At 47.9% G+C, this 21,832-nt stretch carries 18 protein-coding genes; 12 read left to right on the top strand and 6 right to left on the bottom strand.

The genetic code is table 11. The features are described 5' to 3' along the window. Positions 1-7 precede the first annotated feature (7 nt). Together BM257_RS03415 and pfkA are read right to left on the bottom strand one after the other, a co-directional pair. Positions 8-799 carry a hypothetical protein gene (locus BM257_RS03415; RefSeq protein WP_092068262.1) on the bottom strand — a complete coding sequence of 264 codons (792 nt, stop codon included), beginning with the start codon at positions 797-799 and terminating at the stop codon, positions 8-10. 2 nt (positions 800-801) lie between these two features. Continuing rightward, entirely contained in the window at positions 802-1,779 is a 978-nt protein-coding gene (gene pfkA / locus BM257_RS03410; protein ID WP_092068260.1) for a 6-phosphofructokinase, read from the bottom strand. A 370-nt stretch (positions 1,780-2,149) separates the two neighbouring features. Between pfkA and BM257_RS03405 the strand changes: the two genes are divergently transcribed. The 5 genes from BM257_RS03405 (at position 2,150) to BM257_RS03385 (ending at position 10,135) form a co-directional block, all read left to right on the top strand. Continuing rightward, positions 2,150-3,043, top strand: a complete 894-nt coding sequence (locus BM257_RS03405) for a hypothetical protein (RefSeq protein ID WP_092068258.1) — start codon at positions 2,150-2,152, stop codon at positions 3,041-3,043. 18 nt (positions 3,044-3,061) lie between these two features. Then, positions 3,062-6,154, top strand: coding sequence for a SusC/RagA family TonB-linked outer membrane protein (locus BM257_RS03400; protein ID WP_092068256.1), 3,093 nt, complete (start codon positions 3,062-3,064; stop codon positions 6,152-6,154). Positions 6,155-6,218: 64 nt separating this feature from the next. After that, entirely contained in the window at positions 6,219-7,799 is a 1,581-nt protein-coding gene (locus BM257_RS03395) for a RagB/SusD family nutrient uptake outer membrane protein (RefSeq protein ID WP_177215998.1), read from the top strand. 52 nt (positions 7,800-7,851) lie between these two features. Continuing rightward, a complete protein-coding gene (locus BM257_RS03390) occupies positions 7,852-8,895 on the top strand; it encodes a uroporphyrinogen decarboxylase family protein (RefSeq protein WP_177215997.1) in 1,044 nt (347 codons plus the stop codon). A 43-nt stretch (positions 8,896-8,938) separates the two neighbouring features. Further along, the gene (locus BM257_RS03385; protein WP_255405486.1) at positions 8,939-10,135 is read left to right on the top strand and encodes a dicarboxylate/amino acid:cation symporter; all 1,197 of its coding nucleotides are present in this window, start codon (positions 8,939-8,941) and stop codon (positions 10,133-10,135) included. Here BM257_RS03385 and BM257_RS03380 read toward each other — a convergent pair. The 4 genes from BM257_RS03380 to infC form a co-directional block, all read right to left on the bottom strand. Next, complete coding sequence (locus BM257_RS03380; protein WP_092068248.1) at positions 10,113-11,066, bottom strand: S66 peptidase family protein; 954 nt, start codon at positions 11,064-11,066, stop codon at positions 10,113-10,115. The two genes, BM257_RS03385 and BM257_RS03380, sit on opposite strands and share 23 nt — an antisense overlap. A 72-nt stretch (positions 11,067-11,138) precedes the next feature. Next, positions 11,139-11,483: a 50S ribosomal protein L20 gene (gene rplT, locus BM257_RS03375; RefSeq protein ID WP_092068246.1), complete on the bottom strand. Its 345-nt coding sequence runs from the start codon at positions 11,481-11,483 to the stop codon at positions 11,139-11,141. Between the two features lie 37 nt (positions 11,484-11,520). Continuing rightward, entirely contained in the window at positions 11,521-11,718 is a 198-nt protein-coding gene (rpmI, locus tag BM257_RS03370) for a 50S ribosomal protein L35 (protein ID WP_092068244.1), read from the bottom strand. 78 nt (positions 11,719-11,796) lie between these two features. Then, complete coding sequence (infC, locus tag BM257_RS03365; protein ID WP_092068242.1) at positions 11,797-12,498, bottom strand: translation initiation factor IF-3; 702 nt, start codon at positions 12,496-12,498, stop codon at positions 11,797-11,799. 501 nt (positions 12,499-12,999) lie between these two features. Here infC and rho point away from each other — a divergent pair. From rho to BM257_RS03330, 7 genes are all read left to right on the top strand, one after another. Further along, positions 13,000-14,931: a transcription termination factor Rho gene (gene rho / locus BM257_RS03360; protein WP_092068240.1), complete on the top strand. Its 1,932-nt coding sequence runs from the start codon at positions 13,000-13,002 to the stop codon at positions 14,929-14,931. A gap of 37 nt (positions 14,932-14,968) precedes the next feature. After that, positions 14,969-16,249, top strand: a complete 1,281-nt coding sequence (gene glyA, locus BM257_RS03355; RefSeq protein ID WP_092068238.1) for a serine hydroxymethyltransferase — start codon at positions 14,969-14,971, stop codon at positions 16,247-16,249. Between the two features lie 212 nt (positions 16,250-16,461). After that, a complete protein-coding gene (locus BM257_RS03350; RefSeq protein ID WP_092068236.1) occupies positions 16,462-17,064 on the top strand; it encodes a riboflavin synthase in 603 nt (200 codons plus the stop codon). Between the two features lie 170 nt (positions 17,065-17,234). Beyond that, entirely contained in the window at positions 17,235-17,510 is a 276-nt protein-coding gene (locus tag BM257_RS03345) for an HU family DNA-binding protein (RefSeq protein WP_092068234.1), read from the top strand. 211 nt (positions 17,511-17,721) lie between these two features. Next, positions 17,722-19,299 (top strand): Rne/Rng family ribonuclease, encoded by a 1,578-nt coding sequence (locus BM257_RS03340; protein WP_092068232.1) that lies wholly within the window; start codon positions 17,722-17,724, stop codon positions 19,297-19,299. Between the two features lie 17 nt (positions 19,300-19,316). Next, entirely contained in the window at positions 19,317-20,495 is a 1,179-nt protein-coding gene (locus BM257_RS03335) for a glycosyltransferase family 2 protein (protein WP_092068230.1), read from the top strand. A gap of 78 nt (positions 20,496-20,573) precedes the next feature. Beyond that, positions 20,574-21,827 (top strand): response regulator, encoded by a 1,254-nt coding sequence (locus BM257_RS03330; RefSeq protein ID WP_092068228.1) that lies wholly within the window; start codon positions 20,574-20,576, stop codon positions 21,825-21,827. The last annotated feature ends 5 nt before the right edge of the window (positions 21,828-21,832 follow it).

Genomic DNA, 21,832 nt, shown 5'->3' with positions numbered 1-21,832 from the left:
CCGTTTATTAATAATAGGTGATTATTCTTTCCTGGATATAGTATTCCTTACTATAGTCCTTCGGAGGGTTCTCATTACCCTCGTATTCCTCCGTCGTTTGCATAATATCGAAATACATCTCACGTGCCGTCCAGTTTCCTTGTTCATCAAACTTCGTATATCGGTAACGGATGTCTGTCTTATAGATATCGGCACAAGCTAGTCCATCGATATGCACGCTGCTGGGATATAGCTTCCCGTCTTGATAAGTGAGACCGTAGCTCTCACCTTCCTCCCATCCACCCCATTCAATCGTGGTGATACGACCCTCTTTGTCGTAAGAGAACTCGTAGCTATATCCTTCCCAGTGATTCTCATTTTCCCGGTTAGTATAACTGATCACACGTCCATCCTTGTCACGGTTCATCTGTGATGCCTTGGAGCGTCCCTTGATAAACTTCCCGTCAGCATCATAGACATAAGGGTTCGCATAAGGATCAAGCGTCACGCGTCCTTTCTCGTCGAAAGTGGCGAGACTGTCTGTCCTGTTAGAGATGATTCCCTTGACCAGCTTGTCGCCCTCAAGGGTAGCCATATAGGTTGTTGTCACCACCTTTGCCACACATCCGTAAAGACCAAAGGACCTGGCGTCTGTGGTGTTATAATCCAATTCAGCTTTCTTCTCCTCTACGATAGTCACTGTACTATCAGCAGGCTCTTCTGCACCAGTCGGCTTATTGCCTTGTTTGCATGAGCTCATTGTCAATGTGATGACAAAGACAATGGCTATACCACATAGGATATGTATATACTCTTTCACCCTTAAATACTCAATTCATCAAGCACATTGATAAGACGCTTGTCAAAGCGTTTGTCTGTACGGATACATTCCGTGAAAGGCACATAGACAATCTCATTCATACGGTAGCCCACCATAACATTACGCTGTCCTTGTTTGATCGCCTCAATAGCTCCTACGCCCATACAACTAGCCAGAATACGGTCGCGGGCAGAGGGGCTTCCTCCACGTTGCAAGTGTCCTAGGATAGAGACACGTACATCGAACTCAGGGAACTCGTGCTTTACACGGTCTGCGTAGTAAAGGGCACCACATTTGGGACTCTCAGAGACGATGACGATACATGACTTCTTTGACTTGCGGATGCCACGCCCCATGAAGGCAGCCAACTGGTCGACATCAGTTGCTTCCTCTGGTACGATCGCTGCCTCAGCGCCACAGGCGATGGCACAATTCTGAGCCAGGAAACCAGCGTCACGTCCCATAACCTCTATGAAGAAGATACGCTCATGCGAGTTGGCGGTATCACGAATACGGTCCACACACTCCATGATAGTGTTCATCGTCGTATCATAACCAATAGTAGCATCGGTGCCGTACAGGTCATTATCGATGGTTCCTGGCAGACCGATGACAGGGAAGTCAAACTCAACACCGAAGTTCCAGGCTCCGGTCAGCGAACCGTTGCCGCCAATCACCACCAATGCGTCAATGCCCTGTTGTTGACAAGTCTCATAAGCCTTCTGCCTACCCTCTGGGGTCATAAACTCCTTGCTCCGGGCTGTCTTCAGGATAGTACCGCCTTTGGTGATGATACCACTGACATTCTCTGTAGTGAAATCTTTGACCTCACCCTTGATAAGACCGTCAAAGCCTCGATAGATACCTTTAATGTTAAAACAATTATAAATACCTGATCGTGTCACGGCGCGAATGGCTGCATTCATACCAGGGGCATCACCTCCTGATGTTAGAATTCCAATAGTCTTAATCTTACCCATAGTCGTAAAAGTTTAATTGGTTATGTTGCAAAATTACATAGAATTTAGCAAACTACCAAATTTTTTTATCCCTACTTCACTTAACATTTCATGTTTACAAGCATTCTCCATAACGATCAAATCATCTGTCATACCAAACTTATGGTATATGAAAATGCCATTTAAAGGGTATTGCGAGAGTGTAGATTTCACCGTACCTTTGCAGTGTCAAAAAGACATAGTAACAAACAAATAAAAAACGTAAGAGTTATGAAAACAATGATGATGAAACGAATGTGTTGCTGTTGTTGTAGCAGCATGCGCATGATGAGAAATGACAAGGAGGGAAGAGACCAACACATTATTAATATATATAAAGAACGACAAAAACATGAGAAAATCAGTATTCACCATAGCATTGCTCTTAGGGCTGCAAGCTAGTCAGACAGTAGGAGCACAGAACGAACAGGTAACCCTTCGCGTACAGAATGCCGTACGACCATTAGTAGAGAAATGGGTTACCGAGTATACTAAAACCAACCATGACGCCACTTTCCAAATCGTTTCAGGGAAAGCAACCAACACAGAACATCAGATATCATTTATGACAGAGCAGGATGCTGACGCTGTATTTTTTGCGCGTTATGCTGTGCTGCCCATCACCGTAAAGGAATCAGAGGCTTTTCAATTATTGAGCAGCAAGCGTCTGAATGCCAAGAAGCTGAAGAGTCTCTTCTTCGTGAAGGATGAGTTTGACGATGACACGAAGGAGAGCAAAGTAGAGAAATCGCTTCATGTCTACACAGGTAATAGCCAGCAGTCTGCCTCCCGTGCCTGGGCAGACAATTTTAAGCAGGAGACGAGTAATTATAAAGGTAAGAAGATCTCTGGGGATGATAGTTTTTTGAATACAGCAATCAGTCGTGACCCATTAGGTATTGCCATCAACTCACTTTCCAACATTTTCGACTTACAGAGTCGCCAATTACGCAGCAACCTTTCCATCATCCCCCTCGACATCGATAAGCATGGTGAGCAGGTATTGGACGAAGCTCGTCTTGACGACATCATCCTTCTATTGGAGCAACAACAGTTTGCGGAGATTCCAACAGGTAAAATCGGATTAGAGTACAATCATCACGATAGCCAGTTGAGCAAATTTGTCCGCTGGATATTGACTGACGGCAACAAATACGTCCATGAGTACGGTTTGTTACAGCTTCCACAGAAGGAACTGACAGCACAAATACGTCGTACTGAGCAACAAGACTTGGCACAGAAGTAAATCAAAAAAGGTAAAAAGATGAAAACAAGATTAGTACTATTACTGATAGTGCTGGCTACGGTATTGCCGTCAGTCGCACAGACCACCATCACGGGACATATTTCGGATACTCGTACAGGAGAGTCATTGATTGGAGCTTCTGTGGTTCCCAAGTCGAGCAAGGAGTTAGGTGCCGTAACAGATATAGACGGAAACTTCACATTGGTGACCAACGTAGAGTTGCCCCTTACCCTTAGTGTTCAGTATGTCGGCTACCGTCCACAAGAGGTAGATGTCTATGACACCTCTGAACCCGTTGATATCCAGTTGAGCGACAATGCCAGTCGACTGAACGAGGTAGTAGTGATTGGATATGGTGAGCAGAAGCGTTTGGAGCTGACCAGTGCTATCTCCAGTGTAGGCAGTGAACTCCTGCATCAGCAGAACAACTCCGTGGAGAGTGCCTTACAAGGTGCAGTGGCTGGTCTTAACGTCACCCAGACCAGTGGTCAACCAGGTGCCGCCAGCATCATCCGCATACGTGGTGGTAATTCCATCACGGGAGGTAATGAGCCTCTCTATGTTATCGATGGCTTTATCGTGTATAACGACCCTGCGTCTAACCGTACAGGAGCCAAGACCAGTGATGCAACCCTCGATCCACTTGCCTTTCTCAATCCCGCTGACATCGAAAGTATCGAGGTTTTGAAGGATGTATCAGCCACCGCCATCTATGGTACCCGCGGTGCCAATGGTGTCATCATCATCACCACTAAGAAAGGATCTCATGGTCGTAACAACATTACTTATAACGCCTCTTTCGGATGGAGCTCCATCGCCAAGAGACTGAGCTATCTGAATGCCCAGCAATGGGTCGGTCTGTGGAATGAGTTGTATGACAATGGGGAGGTAGGTTATCATATTGACACCCCCACCCAGAGCTACGACTGGCAGGATGCCGCATTACGCACTGGTTTCTCACAAGAGCATCAGGTGTCAGTTGTCGGTGGTGATGAGATATCCCGTTACAGTATCAGTGGTGGCTATAAGAGTCAGGACGGCATCTTGAAAGGTACAGGTCTGAAGCGTTATGTAGGTCGTGCCAACTATGAGCGAAATATCTTCAAGACATTGCTGGTGGGCATCAATGCCAATGGTGCCTATAACAAGGTAACAGGTGTTGCCGACAACAGTGGAAGCATGTTCTCCCCCAGCCCATGGGTCGCCGCCATCTCACATACGCCTTATACCCCTATTTATAATGCAGACGGTTCATATAACTATGAGCCCACTCCTACCAGTGTGGATATCTATAACGGACGCGTTGGTAATCCTATCAGCGATCTGGAGAACACAAAGGCAGAGACGGAGAACACTCGTTTTATAGGTACTGGCTTCGCCGAGTGGACCGTTATCCCACAGTTGAAACTGAAGGCAAGTCTGGGGGCTGACATCTCCAACACCCGACAGAGCTACTATGCTCCCTCCTATACGACTGGCGGTCTCGCCAACAACGGCTATGCCTCAGTGGGGCAGACAAAGACCACAACATGGCAGACTGAATATACAGCCACCTATAGCAATGTGTTCAAGCGGGTACACTCCCTGAATGTCCTGTTAGGTTATACTGCTCAGCATACCGACCGTAGCAGTGTCGCCACCACCTCCTATGGATTCAGCAACGATGCCACGGGTTATGACAATCTAGGTGCCGCCGCAACTACCCTTCCTTCTGTCAGCAGTCATTATATCTCCACCCTGCAGTCATGGATCGGTCGTGTAAACTACAGCTACGACTCCCGTTATAACGCATCGCTGACATTGCGTGCCGACGGCTCCAGTCGCTTTGCGGACAACCATCGCTGGGGATGGTTTCCCTCTTTAGGTCTCTCATGGAATATTGACCGCGAGAAATGGCTCCATCTTGGCAAGAATGTCGACTTCATCCAGTTACGTGCCTCTATCGGTACGGTGGGTAACCAGGAGATTGGCGATTACCAGTTTGCCGCCAATGTAGTACCTCGCACCGTGATTATCAACAACCAGAAGGCAACGAGCTACATCATCGAGAACAAGTCTAATCCTGACCTGAAATGGGAGACGACAACCTCATATAATATAGGATTGAGCACCGGCTTTTTCCAAAACCGTCTGACGGTGACGTTGGATGCGTATTACAAAAAAACCAACGATCTGTTGTTAGACGTACCTGTCGAGCAGGTTATAGGATTCTCCACCGTGCTTCGCAATGTGGGCTCTGTAACGAACAAAGGTGTGGAGTTGGAAATCGGCGGAGTACTGATTGACAATAAGAAGTGGAAATGGAATGTCAATGCGAATATCGCACATAACAAGAACGAGGTGACCAGCCTAGGAGACTCAGAGTATTTCCTCCCTGATTTTGCGGCGGTAGGTACGCTACAGTATATCAACCCGTTGATTGTGAAGGTCGGCGAGCCCCTTGGCACCTTCTACGGCTATCGCTTCAAAGGTATCATCCAGTCGGACGAGGACCTCAGCAGCCTGCCTGCCCAAACCATCTCTACTGTAGAGCCTGGTAATCCGAAGTTTGAGGATATCAATGGCGACGGTGTGGTAAACGAGCAAGACCGTGTCGTATTGGGAAACATCCAGCCGAACTTCACCTATGGTTTCAATACCAAGGTAGCTTACAAGAACTGGGATCTCTTCGTAAGCATAAGCGGAAGTTATGGTAACAAACTCTTCAATGCCCTCGCCTGTCGTCTGGATCGTGGTAACGGCTATTATTACAATCCACTTGCCGAAGTGGCAGACCGTTGGACGGTGACCAATCCCAGCAATACCATCCAAAAGGCAAGCAGTGCTACCTCTATCTATGCTGACGACCGTTTCGTGGAGAATGCCAGCTACCTGAAGTTCCGTAATATCCAATTAGGCTACACTCTGTCTGTCCCACAGATCACGAAGGACGCCAAGCTACGTCTGTATGTCTCGTTACAGAACTTCTTCACGATTACCAATTACAATGGATATGACCCAGAAGCCAACCGTAACGGCATCGATGAGACCAGTGCTTTGTATCAGGGAGTGGACTATGGTGCCTACCCTGCCGCCAAGACCATACTCTTTGGATTTAACATCACATTATAACGGAATATCGGAATATCGGAATATCGAAATAACGGAATATCGAAATAACGGAATATCGAAAATTATGAAAAAGAATTTACTATATATAGCAACACTTCTGCTCAGCAGTTGCGCCGACTTAGAGCAGAAATCCATCAGTTCCATTGATAAGGACAATTTCTATCAGAGTAAGGAAGATATAGAGACTGCCGTCAATGGTATCTATCAGGAATTCACGGTAGATGGTTTCTATGGGATGTTCAATAACCAGAGTATCTATATCAATGACTTGCAGACTGACTATGTGAAGGCTGGGGCACAGACAAACTCGGCACATATCCGTGAGCTTAGCAACTTTGCCGTACAACCTACGAATGTCTTTGTTAGTTATGCCTGGGAGGAGCATTATACTGCCATCAACCGTGCCAATGTCGTCATCGACAAGGTGAGTGAGGCTTCCTGGCTCGACGAGCAGTCAAAACAAAACTACATCAACGAGGCTCGTTTCCTCCGTGGCTTCATGTACTTCAACCTGGTGCGTTATTTCGGAGGAGTTCCCATCGTCCTGCATGACGGTGAGGGAGAGGGTGCCCCCCGTAATAGTGTGGACGAGGTGTATGAGCAGATTGTCGCCGACCTTACAGCAGGTGAGAGCCTGCCAGCCAACTATACCAGTCTCGACAGTAAGGCATCATCACTTGCCGCTTCAGCCCTTCTCTCCAAGGTATATCTGGTATGGGCACAGACCAGCAGTGAGAAAGGGAAGACAAATCAAAGTGATTACTACAAGAAAGCGATCCTGTATGCAGATAAGGTCATCAGTTCTGGGAAGTACCGTCTGCTGGATAAGTTCATTGACAACTGGTCGGTAGACAAGAAAAATGGTGCGGAACATATCTTTTCCATCGAGCACGACCGTACCATCAATGGTAATGTGTCAGGACACTGTACATTTGCCACCAACTGGAGTAACTCAGAGCCTGTGCTGCTCGCCACCAGTGACAAATATTATGAGCAGACAGACCCTCGCGACCAGCGTCGTGACGGTTCCTGGGCAAAGCGTCTCTACAACCCCAACACGGGAGAGGATTTCGAGTTTACCATCCCACGCTTCCGTAAGTATATCGACTCGCTGAACTATGCCAATCCTTCTTCTCCTGGTAACTCTGCAGGACAGTCTGTCAACACCACCATTATCCGTTATGCGGAGGTGTTACTCATCAAGGCTGAGGCAGAGAACGAGCTGAACGGTCCCACGGCTGCTGCCTATGATGCCATCAACCAGGTACGCCGTCGCGCCTATTGGAGTCCCTATGAGCACGCACAGTTCACTCCCTCTGATGGTTCTGCACTTGAACTTTCCGGACTCACCAAGGAGGAATTCCGTGAGCGGTTGCGTGAGGAGCGTCGTTTGGAATTCGTATTAGAAGGACAGCGTTGGTTCGACCTTATCCGCTGGCATATCCTCGTCAAGTATGTGAAAGCAAACACGCCGACTGACGCGGAGACGCTGGGTACGAAGACCACCAAAGCACAGAATGTGTCGAAGAAGAACTACCTGTTGCCACTGCCACAAGACCAGCTCATCCTGAATCGGAATCTGGAACAGAACTGGGGTTATAGCGGTGAGTCTGGCGAAGGACCTTATGACAGCACTTTTGAATAACAGAATCTCGAAATCTCGAAATATCGAAATAACAATAAATAATAAAAAAACAATGAAAAAAGATTATTTAAGAATTATCGCTGTGGCTCTTCTTGTAGCCGCAAGTTTCCAAACCGTTGACGCACAGTCACAAGTAGCTAACAATCGTCGTGAGCGCATCCTGCAGGTACTCGACCAGAGTCGTCCTAACGAGTATGTGCCGGCAGGTTTCTTCCTGCATTTCGAGAACAAACTCGGACGCAAGGCAGTACAGGATCACAAGGACTTTTATCGTGCCACCAATATGGACTTCGTAAAGGTGTTCTATGAGATCAGTGTACCGCAGATTGACATCAAGAATGGCAAAGACTGGGAAAAGGTACCCGTCTATGACGAGGCGTTCTTCGCTCCTCAGGTAGCCGTCATCGAGGATCTTGCCCGTGAGTTCGGCAAAGAGGCATTCATACTGCCTACCGTCTACTCTCCCCTGGCACTTGCCCACCAGACCTTAGGTCGTGGCAAGGACCTGAAGAAACTCGCAGAGGAGAATCCTGAGGCGTTTGGTAAGGCTATCAGGAATCTCTCCCTCTCTATCGAGAACTACCTGCGCTCTGCTCGTAAGCATGGTGCCGACGGCTTCTATGTATCCAGCCAAGGTGGTGACGGCAACTCCCTCTCATCCAAGATATGGAACGAACAGGTACGCCAGTGGGACAAACATGTCTCTGAGGTTGCCAACGAGATTGGTGAGATCAATATCCTGCATATTTGCGACTATGGTACTCCTTTTAAGAACGCTGAGGCTCTCTATGCCTTTGCCGACTATCCTGCCAGCATCATCAACGTTCCCTTGAACTTCTCCGACGGCTCTACCCTTAATCTGAAAGAAGCACAACAGCGTTTTGGTCGTCCTATCTTCGGTGGTCTGGAACGACTGGGTGTGATAGCCACAGGCTCTGTTGAGGAAGCGAAGGCTGCTGTCGACAAGGTCTTGGTGAATGCCTCTCCCAACTTCATCCTGGGTGCTGACTGCACCGTTCCTGGAGATACCGACTGGGAGAAGTTACGTGCTGTCATTGACTATGCGCACACCTGGCGTCAGACCCATAAGAAATAACAATAAACAGCCATTTTTTCCGTTAATTATCTAAATGAAGCAAATGTTAGTATGGATTGGCGCCCTTATTGTGGGCGCCATCCTTGGATTATTACAGACCGGATGGCTGGATGATGTGATGAACTTCGTCGCCACGATTTATGTACGGCTGTTCCAACTGCTTGCCGTTCCGACGATTGTGCTTGCCGTTGCGACGACACTTACCTCATTGGGAAAGGGACAGGAGGCAGGACGCATCTTCCGACACACCATCTCCTATACCCTGCTGACCACCATCGTGGCAGCGGCGGTAGGACTCCTCCTTTATGTGGTTATCGCACCGGGACAGTTGGATATAAAGACTGTGGAAACTGACTCTCCACTCTCCACCCCTAGTACTCAACTCTCCTACATAGACCATCTGTTAACTGTCATTCCCAATAATATTGTCAAGCCCTTCCTGGAGGGGAATGTGCTCTCGCTATTACTTTTGGCAGCGGCAATTGGTATTGCCTTAGCACGAATGCCAGAGACAGAACAGAAGACGGTAGTAGTGAAATTCCTGCATGGGTTGCAAGACCTGTTGTTTATGATGATCCGTGGACTGATATGGACACTGCCAGTCGGTATTGTCGCCTTTGCTGCACAATTGTCGGCACAACTCAATGCCGGCGTCATCGCAGACTCATTAGGTAAGTATGTTGCCGTCGTACTGGGTGGCAACCTCCTCCAGTTCTTTGTCGTCCTTCCCCTCTTCCTGTTGCTAAGGGGATTGAATCCCATCCGTACCCTGTCGAAGATGATGCCAGCCGTCCTGATGGCACTCTTCACCAAAAGCAGTGCCGCCACCCTGCCCGTCACGATGGAGACGGCAGAGCAGCGGTTAGGAGTACAGTCAAAGGTGGCACGTTTCGTACTGCCTATCTGTACGACCATCAACATGAACGGATGTGCGGCATTTATCCTCGTCACCAGTCTCTTTGTCATGCAACAGGGCGGTATCACACTCACCTGGACCACCATGTTGTCATGGCTGCTTATCTCTGTGGTATCAGCAATAGGGAATGCAGGAGTGCCGATGGGTTGCTATTTCCTGACACTGTCCTTGATGTCAGGCATCAATGCCCCCGTTGCCGTACTCGGTATCATCCTCCCCATCTATACCATTATCGACATGGTGGAGACGGCAGTCAATGTATGGAGTGACTCCTGTGTCTGTGCGATGACCGACCACGACCTTACGGACAGAAACGAAGGGTGACGCCCTCCCCTCTTACTTCCAGTTCTGCCATGCTGCCTACCAGCATAGGGAAGTTATGCATGTGACGGTGACCTACTGGGAAGTCGTAGCATACGGGGATATGATAATTCCGCAGGTACTCATGGAACATATAGTTCATGTCTGGAAAAGTGTTGGGCACCTTCTTATAACTGGTAAACTGTCCGATGATAACCCCCTTGACATGTGACATCAAGCCGCGTACCTCTATGTTATGCAACATACGGTCGACTTTCGTCATCCCCTCCCCTGTGTCCTCAACGAAAAGGATGATCCCCGGGAGTCGCAGAGGGTCATAGTCGGATCCTGCAAGACCATGCAGCACGGACATATTACCTCCTACGAGAACGCCCCTCGCTTTTCCAGACTGGTTCAATGGATGAGCATCGACATGGTATTCTGGCAAGTCGCCAGTCATCATCCGTCGCAAAGACTGACTGACGGTATCATTCCCCTCATAGGTATTGATGGCATGACACATAGAGCCGTGAATACCCATGTTGCCTGCACATGCCTCTGCGGAGAGTAAGGCGGTGATGTCGCTGAAGCCGATGAGCAGTTTGGGATAACGCCGAAAGACCTTAGGAGACAACTCACACAACAGGTGGACGGCACCATCACCGCCACGGGAGCACATGATAGCCTTCACACTCGGTGTCGTCAAAGCCCACAACAGGTCTGCCTTACGTTCCTCTATCGTCCCGGCGAAACCACGATAGTCGTTCAGGGCATGCCGTCCTACAACAGTATGGAAGCCCCATCGCTCCAATGTCCGGACACCTCCGTTGATAGTGGCAGTATCTGTAGCACTCGATGGGGAGATGATGGCGATGGTGTCGCCCTCATGTAAGAACTGAGCCGATGCGGACAACAGCAGCATCGTCAGTAGCCCTGTCACATAGAAACGTTTCATGATGCCAAAGGTAATAAAAAAAATCGCAACTCCAAAGAGTCACGACTTTTTTCTTTCATTCCATGCGGAGATTTACTTCACCTTATCCACGATAGCCTTGAAAGCCTCAGGGTTGTTCATGGCGAGGTCGGCGAGCACCTTACGGTTGATCTCGATACCAGCCTTGGCAAGTTTACCCATCAGGACTGAGTAGCTCATACCCTCCAAGCGGGCTGCGGCGTTGATACGCTGAATCCACAGGGCACGGAAGTTACGTTTCTTGTTCTTACGGTCGCGATAAGCGTAGGTAAGACCCTTCTCCCAAGTGTTCTTGGCTACTGTCCAAACATTCTTGCGGGCACCAAAGTAACCGCGAGTGAGTTTCAGAATTCTTTTACGTTTTGCTCTTGATGCAACGTGATTTACTGATCTTGGCATAGTTTCTTCTTACTTTAAATGTTTGACAATAGGTGAATTAACGGAGACACAACAGGTCGCGAACCTGCTTCATGTTGGATACATCAACGATGGTTGAACCTACCAAGTTGCGCTTCTGCTTCTTGGTCTTCTTCGTCAGAATGTGACTGTGGTAAGCGTGGTGTCTCTTGACCTTACCTGTACCCGTGAACGAGAATCTCTTCTTCGCACCGGAATTTGTCTTTACTTTTGGCATTGTTTTAAATATTTAAATTGTTATTATAATCGGCGACTACGCATATACCGGGCGCGCCACCTTCTTCATTTCATTTTTTCAATCCTCCTCGCTCTCTGTCAGTTTCTTCAGTGCGTCGGCACTGATCTTCGCATTGGCGAAAAGTCCTCCGTTCGACGGTGCCTGTTGTCTCTCTGCCTCTTTTGCCTCGGCAACAGACTCATCGTCGCCTACCCGTAGCCTTTCACGGTCACGAGCCTGCTGACTCTTCTTTGCAACACCTGCTTTCTTAGGCGCGAGATAGAGGAACATCTTCTTACCCTCCAGTGATGGCATGTGCTCTACCTTACCATATTCCTCCAAGTCATTGGCAAAACGCAGCAACAGCACCTCACCTTGCTCCTTGAAGAGAATAGAGCGACCACGGAAGAACACATACGCGCGTACCTTATTACCTTCTTCCAGGAACTCCTTGGCGTGTTTCAGCTTAAACTGATAGTCGTGCTCATCGGTCTGGGGTCCGAAACGAATCTCCTTCACCTCCACCTTCACTTGCTTCGCCTTCATCTCTTTCTGGCGTTTCTTCTGCTGGTAGAGGAATTTCGAATAGTCAATCAGTCGACATACTGGAGGATTGGCATTCGGCGATATCTCCACAAGGTCCACACCTTGGTCATGCGCCATATCCAATGCTTGACGAGTAGGAACGACAGTACTCTCACCCTCGCCTACAATACGTACCTCACGAACACGGATCTGCTCGTTAATGCGGTACTGATTCTTCATGTTGTCATTCTTCATCGACTGTTCTTTTCGCGTCTAATTTCTCAAATTGGGTGCAAAGATAGTGCAAATCGAACAAAAAACCAAATATTATTTGAATTTTTTTGAGATGCAGCCTATCTTCATGCCTTCAAAGAAGGCTTAAAGATACAAATAAGTGAGCAAAATACAAAATAAAAAGGAGTTTTTTTTATTTTTATTGTCGAGTATAGAGTCATCTTCATACATACTTCGCCCTAAGAAGGTGCCGCCTTCGACCCGAGGAAGTGCCGCCTTCGACCCGAGGAAGCGGCACCTTCAGGGGCAGGAAGTGCCGCCTTCGTAAAACACCCCCGGAAAGCTGAAAGGAAAAAACTCTTAAATAATTTGGCGGTTCAGATTATTCTTTGTAATTTTGCACACGAATTAAGGAATCCCACCCCTCCCGGGGATGATTTCCTGTTCATCAAGGTGTTTCCACTCGTGAAACATTCCCACCCTATTTTTCAAACAAAATCGAAAACGAATACAGATATATATATGTATACGAAGAATGAATTAGAACAAATGGATATCCCCCAGTTGATGGAGATAGCCAATGACCTCGGTATTAAAGTGTCGCAGGACGACGAGCTGGAGACAGTGATCTATGCGATTCTCGACAAAGCTGCCGAGGACTCTGCCGCAAATGGTGGCGCCACCAAGCGTAAGCGTACCAGAATCACGAAGAAGGATAACAAGAAGGTTTATACCGTCAATGGTGCTGAAGGTGAGAATCTTGACGCGAAAGCAACCAAGCCCGTCAAGGAGAAGAAACCTTCACTCGACTCTCTGTTCGCAGAGGCTGACGCTGCAGAGGCTAAGAAACAAGAAGAGCAAAAAGAGAAAGCCACGGCTGAGGCTCCCGCAGAAGAGCCGAAACCTGCTCCCAAGAAACGTGGAAGGAAGTCGAAAAAAGAACTTGAGGAAATCGCTGCCCGTGAGGCTGCGGAGGCTGCTGCCAAGGAACAAGCGGAAGAGCCTGCCCAGGAAGTTGCTGACGTTCCCGAAGCTGCTCAGAATAACGAGGAGTCTATTGATCCCAACGTGATTGAAGAGTTACAAAACAAGATGGCACCGCAGCAACAGGACAACGGCGCTGTCGCTACACCCGATGGTGTATGGGAGGGAGACCCCGGTGACGGCACCGACTTCATCACTGTCGTTGACATCCCCATCGAGGATGGCGAGGCTATTCCCACACTGGACATCTTCGACCGTCCCATGTCACAAGTGAATACGGCTGCCATGGCACCAGAGATGAATGCATATACACCAGCCCGGAACACAGCTCCTGTTGAGAAATACAATTTTGACAACCTGATTTCAGGCAACGGCGTACTGGAGATGCTGCAAGACGGTTACGGTTTCCTGCGTTCCAGCGACTATAACTATCTGTCGTCACCAGATGACATCTACGTAAGTCCGCAACAAATCAAGAAATATGGACTCAAGACCGGTGATGTCGTTGCATGCAGCGTACGTCCTCCCCATGATAACGAGAAATATTTTGCCATGACGGATGTGGAGACCATCAATGGTCGCCAACCACAGGAAGTACGTGACCGTGTGAGCTTCGAACACCTCACCCCACTCTTCCCTGACGAGAAATTCACGCTCTGTGGCGACCCCGCCACGACAAACCCCTCTGTCCGCATTGTCGACTTGTTCTCACCAATCGGCAAGGGACAGCGCGCCCTGATTGTCGCCCAGCCGAAGACAGGTAAGACGATCCTCATGAAAGATATCGCCAATGCCATCGCCGCCAACCACCCAGAGGCTTATATCATGATGTTGCTGATTGACGAGCGTCCTGAGGAAGTGACAGACATGGCACGTACCGTGAATGCCGAGGTGATTGCCTCCACCTTCGACGAGCCAGCCGACCGTCATGTGAAAATCGCAGGTATCGTATTGGAGAAGGCGAAGCGCATGGTAGAGTGCGGACATGATGTGGTGATCTTCCTCGACTCTATCACTCGTCTTGCACGAGCTTACAACACCGTAGCACCGGCAAGTGGAAAAGTACTGACGGGTGGTGTCGACGCTAATGCCCTGCAGAAACCCAAGCGTTTCTTTGGCGCAGCTCGTAACATTGAGAATGGTGGCTCACTGACGATTATCGCCACCGCACTGACTGACACTGGTTCTAAGATGGACGAAGTGATCTTCGAGGAGTTCAAGGGTACAGGTAACTCTGAGTTGCAGCTCGACCGCATGCTTGCCAACAAACGTGTATATCCTGCTGTCAACCTCGTACAGTCATCTACCCGTCGTGATGATCTGTTACAGGATCAGACAACACTGAACCGCATGTGGATTATCCGTAAGTTCATCGCCGAGATGAATCCTATTGAGGCAATGAACACGGTGCGCGACAGACTGGTGCAGACACATTCCAACGAAGAGTTCCTGCTCGCCATGAATGGATAAATATAATAAAGAATTAACATACAAAACTAAATAAACAATGGAAAGAGACAATGCGATTTTTGAGCTCATAGAGAAAGAGCATCAACGCCAATTGAAAGGTATCGAACTGATTGCGTCGGAGAACTTCGTCAGCGATCAAGTAATGGAGGCTATGGGTAGTTACCTGACCAACAAATACGCAGAGGGTTACCCCGGACACCGTTACTATGGCGGTTGTCAGGTAGTTGACGAGGTGGAGCAGCTTGCTATCGACCGTGTCTGCAAACTGTTTGGCGCAGAGTATGCCAACGTACAGCCACACTCTGGCGCACAGGCGAATGCCGCTGTGCTGCTTGCTGTACTGAAACCAGGTGATACTTTCATGGGTATGAACCTCGACCACGGCGGTCACCTCTCTCACGGCTCACTGGTGAACACCAGCGGTATCCTCTACAAGCCTGTAGGTTATAACCTCAACAAAGAGACAGGTCGTGTGGACTATGACGAGATGGAACGCCTCGCTTTAGAGCACAAGCCCAAACTGATTATCGGCGGCGGTTCTGCTTACAGTCGTGAGTGGGATTACAAACGGATGCGTGAGATTGCCGACAAGGTAGGTGCCCTGCTGATGATCGACATGGCACATCCTGCAGGACTCATCGCCGCAGGTCTGCTTGACAATCCTGTGAAGTATGCTCACATCGTGACCTCTACTACTCACAAGACCCTTCGTGGTCCTCGTGGCGGTATCATCCTCATGGGCAAAGACTTTGAGAATCCTTGGGGCTACAAGACTCCAAAGGGCGCTACAAAGATGATGTCACAACTACTGAACTCCGCTGTATTCCCTGGTCAGCAGGGCGGTCCACTGGAGCATGTCATCGCCGCCAAGGCGGTAGCTTTCGGTGAGGCGCTAAAACCAGAGTTCAAGGAGTGGGCAAAGCAGGTCCAGAAGAATGCCAAGGTACTTGCCGAGGAGCTGATCAAACGTGGCTTTACCATCGTCAGTGGAGGCACAGACAACCACTCTATGCTGGTTGACCTCCGCTCAAAATATCCTGAGCTGACAGGTAAGGTGGCAGAGAATGCCCTCGTTGCCGCAGACATCACCGTCAACAAGAACATGGTGCCCTTCGACAGCCGTTCCGCATTCCAGACCAGTGGTATCCGCCTGGGAACTCCTGCCATCACAACCCGTGGTGCGAAGGAAGACCTGATGGTGGAGATCGCAGCCCTCATCGAAGAGGTGCTGAATGCTCCAGAGGACGAGCAAGTCATTGCCAGTGTCCGCAAGCGCGTCAATGAGCGCATGAAGGACTATCCTCTTTTCGCTTACTAAAATAAAGAAAACGGGGCCGTATCGATTCGATCGGGATACTCATCAAATTACATTGAAAACTGAGTTGTCTTTTTGCCAATGGCGGGCCACATCTCTTCGGAGAAGTTGTAAAACCGGTGGATTACAAAGGCTGAGAGCGCTCTTCATCTTATAACAAAGGAGTTTTCATCACATCCTCGATGCGGCCCTTTCTTTTTTCAATAGATAGTATTATGTTTTCCGGTATCATAGAAGAGTTTGCTACTGTAGTAGCTATCCACAAAGACAGGGATAATATCGACTTTACCCTGCGCTGCTCGTTTGTTGATGAACTGGGCATTGACCAAAGCGTTGCACATAATGGCGTATGCCTGACTGTGGTCAGTATTATGGACGGAACCTATACCGTCACAGCAATGAAAGAGACATTGGAACGCTCCAACCTCGGACTGCTGCAGGTGGGCGACAAGGTAAACGTGGAGCGCTCGATGCTGATGAACGGACGACTTGACGGACATATCGTACAAGGACATGTCGATGAGACAGCAAACTGCATTGCCGTCGAGGATGCCAACGGATCTACCTACTTCACCTTTGAATACAAGGAGGACAAGGAGATGGCACAGAATGGCTACTTCACCGTTGACAAAGGCTCTGTAACCGTCAACGGAGTATCACTCACCGTATGCAATCCCACCAAGAACACTTTCCAAGTGGCGATTATCCCCTATACCTTTGAGCATACTAATTTTTGCGACATCAAGGTGGGCAGTGTCGTGAATCTCGAATTCGACATCATTGGGAAATACATTGCCAGACTGCAGCAATTGAAATAGATACCACCTTATTATATAAATAGGTGTAAAGTAACCTCCCTCCGTCAAGGAAACAATCTTTTTTCAAAAAAAAATGCTAATATATTTTCGTTTCCCGCTGAAAATCAGTATCTTTGCAGTCCAAAATAAAATAATTCAGTACAAGTAAACATTTTAGATACCATATCAAGATGACAAAAGCAGACATTATCAACAAGATTGTTGAGGACACTGGCCTTGCAAAAAAAGACGTAGCAGCCACAGTGGAGGCATTTATGGAAGAGATTCGTCAGAGCATGGCAGTACAGAAAGAAAACGTATATCTACGTGGGTTTGGCACATTTACCATCAAGCATCGTGCCAAGAAGACGGCTCGCAATATCTCCAAGAACACGACACTGGTGATTGACGCACACGACTTCCCCTCCTTCAAGCCCGCCAAGAGCTTTATCGCTAAGATGAAATAAAACATCAAACATTTAAATTATACACATTATGCCAAACGGAAAGAAAAAGAAGGGCCACAAGATGGCTACTCACAAGCGTAAGAAGAGACTGCGCAAGAATCGTCACAAGAGCAAGTAAGTCTTGCTAAGTCTAAAAGAAATGAAAGGAGTGTACTGACAAGCCGGCAGGTAAGTTGGTACACCCTTTCCATTAAAGAACAAACAACTAAGTATGAATAGTGAAGTAATCATTGACGTCCAACCGAAAGAGATCTCCATCGCCCTTCTCGAGGATAAAGACCTGGTGGAATACCAGAATGAGAAACGAGAGGCGTCTTTCTCTGTCGGGAACATTTATCTGGGCAAGGTTCGTAAACTCATGCCTGGACTGAACGCATGCTTCGTGGATGTGGGTTCTGAACGCGATGCCTTCTTACACTATCTTGACTTAGGCACTCAATTCAGCTCTTACGAGAAGTATCTCAAACAGGTACAAAGCGACAGGAAACGGCTTTTTCCTATTTCCAAGGCAACACGTCTGCCGGATCTGCCCAAAGAAGGAAGTGTACAAACCATTCTCAAGCAGGGACAGGAGATCTTAGTACAAGTTGTCAAGGAGCCCATCTCCACAAAAGGCCCCCGACTGACCTGCGACCTTAGTTTTGCCGGCAGGTATATGGTATTGATGCCTTTCCAGGAAAAAGTGTCTGTATCCTCGAAGATCAAGAAAGGGGAAGAGCGTACACGTCTGAAACAACTCATACAAAGTATCAAGCCCGCAAACTTCGGAGTCATTGTCAGGACTTCCGCCGAAGGAAAGCGTGTCGCGGAGCTTGATGCGGAAATGAAAGTATTGGTAAAACGCTGGGAAGACACCATCACGAAAGTACAGAAAGCGACCACAACACCACAATTGGCTTTCGAAGAGACGGGCAGGGCTGTCGCGATGCTACGCGACCTCTTCGACCCCACGTACGATGGTATCTATGTCAATGACACTGAAATCTTCCAGCAAGTAAAAGACTATGTCGGTCTGATCGCTCCAGATAAGAAAGACATTGTCAAGCAGTATACAGGCACTGTACCCATCTTCGACAATTTCAACGTCACCAAGCAACTGAAGTCATCCTTTGGACGGACTGTCAACTACAAGCGCGGAGCCTATCTGATTATCCAACACACAGAGGCGATGCATGTAGTGGATGTCAACAGCGGCAACCGCACCCGAGCAGAAAACGGACAGGAGGCTAACGCACTGGAGGTGAACCTCGGAGCCGCCGACGAACTGGCTCGTCAGCTGCGCCTTCGTGACATGGGTGGCATTATCGTGGTTGACTTTATCGACATGAATCTTGCAGAAGACCGCCAAATGCTTTATGAGCGAATGTGCAAGAACATGCAAAAAGACCGTGCACGCCATAACATCCTGCCACTGAGCAAGTTCGGACTGATGCAGATTACCCGTCAGCGTGTCCGTCCCGCTATGGATGTGAATGTCGAGGAGACCTGTCCCACCTGTTTTGGTAAAGGAAAGATCAAATCATCTATCCTGTTTACAGACCAGTTAGAGAGCAAAATTGACCGCTTAGTCAACAAGATAGGCATCACCAGTTTCTCACTCCATGTACACCCTTATGTCGCAGCCTATATCAACCAAGGTGTCATCTCACTGAAACGCCGCTGGCAGATGAAATACGGCTGGGGAATCCGAATCATTCCTTCGCAGAAACTGGCTTTCCTGCAATATGAGTTCTATGACAAGGACCGCCAGTTCATCGACATGCAAGAGGAAATAGAAACAAACGAATAAACAAATACCGTCAGGTCATGGTTACTTTGAAAGTTATCTTCTGGATATGTCTGGCTTTGGTATTCTATACCTATTTAGGTTATGGAATCTTGCTCTGGGTCTTGATACGACTGAAACGTCTCTTTAAGGGGAAACCAGAGAAGGCACAACTGCCTCCAGAGAATGAGTTACCAGAAGTAACCCTGATGATATGCGCATACAACGAGCAGGATATCGTAGATATCAAGATGGAGAATACCCACCAGATCACCTACCCTAAACTGCACGTTGTATGGGTAACTGACGGTTCGAATGACGCCACCAACGACTATCTTGCAAAATATCCTGACGTTCAAGTGATCTTTTCCCCTGAGCGTCGTGGGAAAACCGCTGCCCTGAATCACGGACTGGGTGAAGTCACAGACGAGCTTGTGGTGATGACTGATGCGAACACCATGCTGAACCCTGAGTCCATTACTGAGATTGTCCGTTGCTTCATGGATCCACAGGTAGCATGCGTCGCTGGAGAAAAACACGTAACAGCCCGTCATGAAGGACAAGCCGCAGCGGAAGGAGAAGGCCTCTATTGGAAATATGAGAGTACCCTCAAGCGGTGGGACGGAGAACTCTACTCTGCCATGGGAGCCGCAGGAGAATTATGCGCCATCCGCAGGTCGCTCTATGAGCCGATGCCAGAGAATGCGTTGCTCGATGATTTTGTCATGTCACTCCGTATGGTGGACAAAGGTTACAAAATCGCATACACCTCTGATGCCTACGCAATGGAGTACGGTTCTGCCGATTTAACGGAAGAGTCGAAACGCAAGCGTCGAATCGCTGCTGGTGGACTACAGAGTATATGGTGGCTACGCGACATGATGAACCCCTTCCGTCAACCACTGGTCGCCTTTCAGTTGATTTCCCATCGTGTTTTAAGATGGAGCATCACCCCTATTGCCCTCCTTTTACTGATTCCCCTGAACGTGGTATTGGTATTTATGAAAGCCGGGATTCTGTATAACATCATCTGGATTCTACAGATATTGTTCTATTTAGCAGCTTTTTTAGGCTATTGGTTAGAGAAGAATGGCAAAAAAAACAAACTCCTTTATATCCCTTATTATTTCCTGTTTATGAACCTTAATGTGTTCCGTGGTATGGCATACTTGAAAAGTCATCAGAACAGTGGTGCATGGGAAAAAGCAAAAAGAGGATAAAAAAACATATTAATATTTTTGTAATTCGAAAAATATTCTATACCTTTGCAAAATATATCACTTAATCGGTGAGAAGCAATGACTCAAGACGAACGTGAATTACTCCTGCAGAAAATTGCAGAAGCCAATGCTAAGTTAGATGCTGCCAACCAGAAGTTGTTAGCGGCAAATAACAAATTAGCAGAATATGAGGAGAAGGCTCACGATGCTGAGAAAGCCAGCAAGATGAAATCCCTCTTCCTCGCTAACATGAGTCATGAAATCCGCACTCCCCTCAATGCCATTGAAGGTTTTTCCAGAGTCATGTGCGAGACAGACTCTCAGGAAGAGCGTTCAAAATATATGGAGATTATTGAAAGCAATAATACCCGTTTGATGACACTTATCAACGAGATTCTCGACTTGTCAAGAGTTGAGTCTGGTGAGGTTGTCATCAAGAAGACAATGACTGACCTGAACGAGGTGTGCCATAACATCATGAACACCTTTAAGTTTAGATGCCCCGAAACGGTGCAGATGATATGGAATAAGCCCAACATGGCTGTTACGCTAAATACGGATGCCAATCGTATCATGCAGGTATTCTCCAACCTGATCAGTAATTCATTAAAGCATACATCCAAAGGTAGTATTACTTACGGCTATCGCATGATTGATGATGGTCAGGAAGTAGAATTCTACGTATCGGACACAGGCACAGGCATTGCACCGGAAGATATGGACGTCATCTTTAACACATATGTCTCTAAAGATGCGGAAAACTCACAGAACGGCTATGGTCTTGGACTTCCGCTCAGTAAGATTATTGTGGAGAAACTGGGTGGCACTATCTCTGTCTCATCAACACTTGGAGAGGGTTCCACCTTCCGCTTTCACCTGCCTTTCGAAGGAACGATAGGAGGAGTCGCTAAAAATACTCGTATCACCACGAATTCGAGAACGATTCGTGTCAGCACACGCACTGATGTGGAGAATGCGCCACTGATTCTGGTAGCAGAAGATGAGGACAATAACTTCGAACTGGTTAAGGTTGTCTTGTCAAAACGTTACCGTCTGCTACGTGCCCATAATGGCATTGAGGCAGTAACCATCTGTGAAGACGAGCATCCCGACCTGATTCTGATGGACATCCGCATGCCGGACATGAATGGCTTAGACGCCACACGTATTATCAAGGAAGTCAACCATGACGTACCTGTCATCGCATTGAGCGCTTATGCCTTCGATGAGAATATCAAGGAAGCGAAAGAGGCTGGATGCAATGATTTTATTGCTAAGCCTTTCCGCGTGGAGAATTTGCTTGACATGATACAGAAATACTTGAAAAAATAATTTCT

Source organism: Prevotella sp. tf2-5, from assembly GCF_900115435.1.
Classification (GTDB): Bacteria; Bacteroidota; Bacteroidia; order Bacteroidales; family Bacteroidaceae; genus Prevotella.
Note: the sequence above shows the minus strand (reverse complement) of the source record. Positions and strands in the feature narration are given on the sequence as shown.

What these genes read in the sequence shown, in the direction of transcription:
- BM257_RS03405 (WP_092068258.1), top strand. Translation starts at nt 2,150, where the DNA reads ATGAGAAAATCAGTATTCACCATAGCATTGCTCTTAGGGCTGCAAGCT.
- BM257_RS03350 (WP_092068236.1), top strand. Translation starts at nt 16,462, where the DNA reads ATGTTTTCCGGTATCATAGAAGAGTTTGCTACTGTAGTAGCTATCCAC.
- BM257_RS03380 (WP_092068248.1), bottom strand. Translation starts at nt 11,066, where the DNA reads ATGAAACGTTTCTATGTGACAGGGCTACTGACGATGCTGCTGTTGTCC.
- BM257_RS03400 (WP_092068256.1), top strand. Translation starts at nt 3,062, where the DNA reads ATGAAAACAAGATTAGTACTATTACTGATAGTGCTGGCTACGGTATTG.
- BM257_RS03385 (WP_255405486.1), top strand. Translation starts at nt 8,939, where the DNA reads ATGTTAGTATGGATTGGCGCCCTTATTGTGGGCGCCATCCTTGGATTA.
- infC (WP_092068242.1), bottom strand. Translation starts at nt 12,498, where the DNA reads ATGAAGAATGACAACATGAAGAATCAGTACCGCATTAACGAGCAGATC.
- rplT (WP_092068246.1), bottom strand. Translation starts at nt 11,483, where the DNA reads ATGCCAAGATCAGTAAATCACGTTGCATCAAGAGCAAAACGTAAAAGA.
- pfkA (WP_092068260.1), bottom strand. Translation starts at nt 1,779, where the DNA reads ATGGGTAAGATTAAGACTATTGGAATTCTAACATCAGGAGGTGATGCC.
- glyA (WP_092068238.1), top strand. Translation starts at nt 14,969, where the DNA reads ATGGAAAGAGACAATGCGATTTTTGAGCTCATAGAGAAAGAGCATCAA.
- rpmI (WP_092068244.1), bottom strand. Translation starts at nt 11,718, where the DNA reads ATGCCAAAAGTAAAGACAAATTCCGGTGCGAAGAAGAGATTCTCGTTC.
- BM257_RS03395 (WP_177215998.1), top strand. Translation starts at nt 6,219, where the DNA reads ATGAAAAAGAATTTACTATATATAGCAACACTTCTGCTCAGCAGTTGC.
- BM257_RS03330 (WP_092068228.1), top strand. Translation starts at nt 20,574, where the DNA reads ATGACTCAAGACGAACGTGAATTACTCCTGCAGAAAATTGCAGAAGCC.
- BM257_RS03335 (WP_092068230.1), top strand. Translation starts at nt 19,317, where the DNA reads ATGGTTACTTTGAAAGTTATCTTCTGGATATGTCTGGCTTTGGTATTC.
- BM257_RS03345 (WP_092068234.1), top strand. Translation starts at nt 17,235, where the DNA reads ATGACAAAAGCAGACATTATCAACAAGATTGTTGAGGACACTGGCCTT.
- BM257_RS03340 (WP_092068232.1), top strand. Translation starts at nt 17,722, where the DNA reads ATGAATAGTGAAGTAATCATTGACGTCCAACCGAAAGAGATCTCCATC.
- rho (WP_092068240.1), top strand. Translation starts at nt 13,000, where the DNA reads ATGTATACGAAGAATGAATTAGAACAAATGGATATCCCCCAGTTGATG.
- BM257_RS03390 (WP_177215997.1), top strand. Translation starts at nt 7,852, where the DNA reads ATGAAAAAAGATTATTTAAGAATTATCGCTGTGGCTCTTCTTGTAGCC.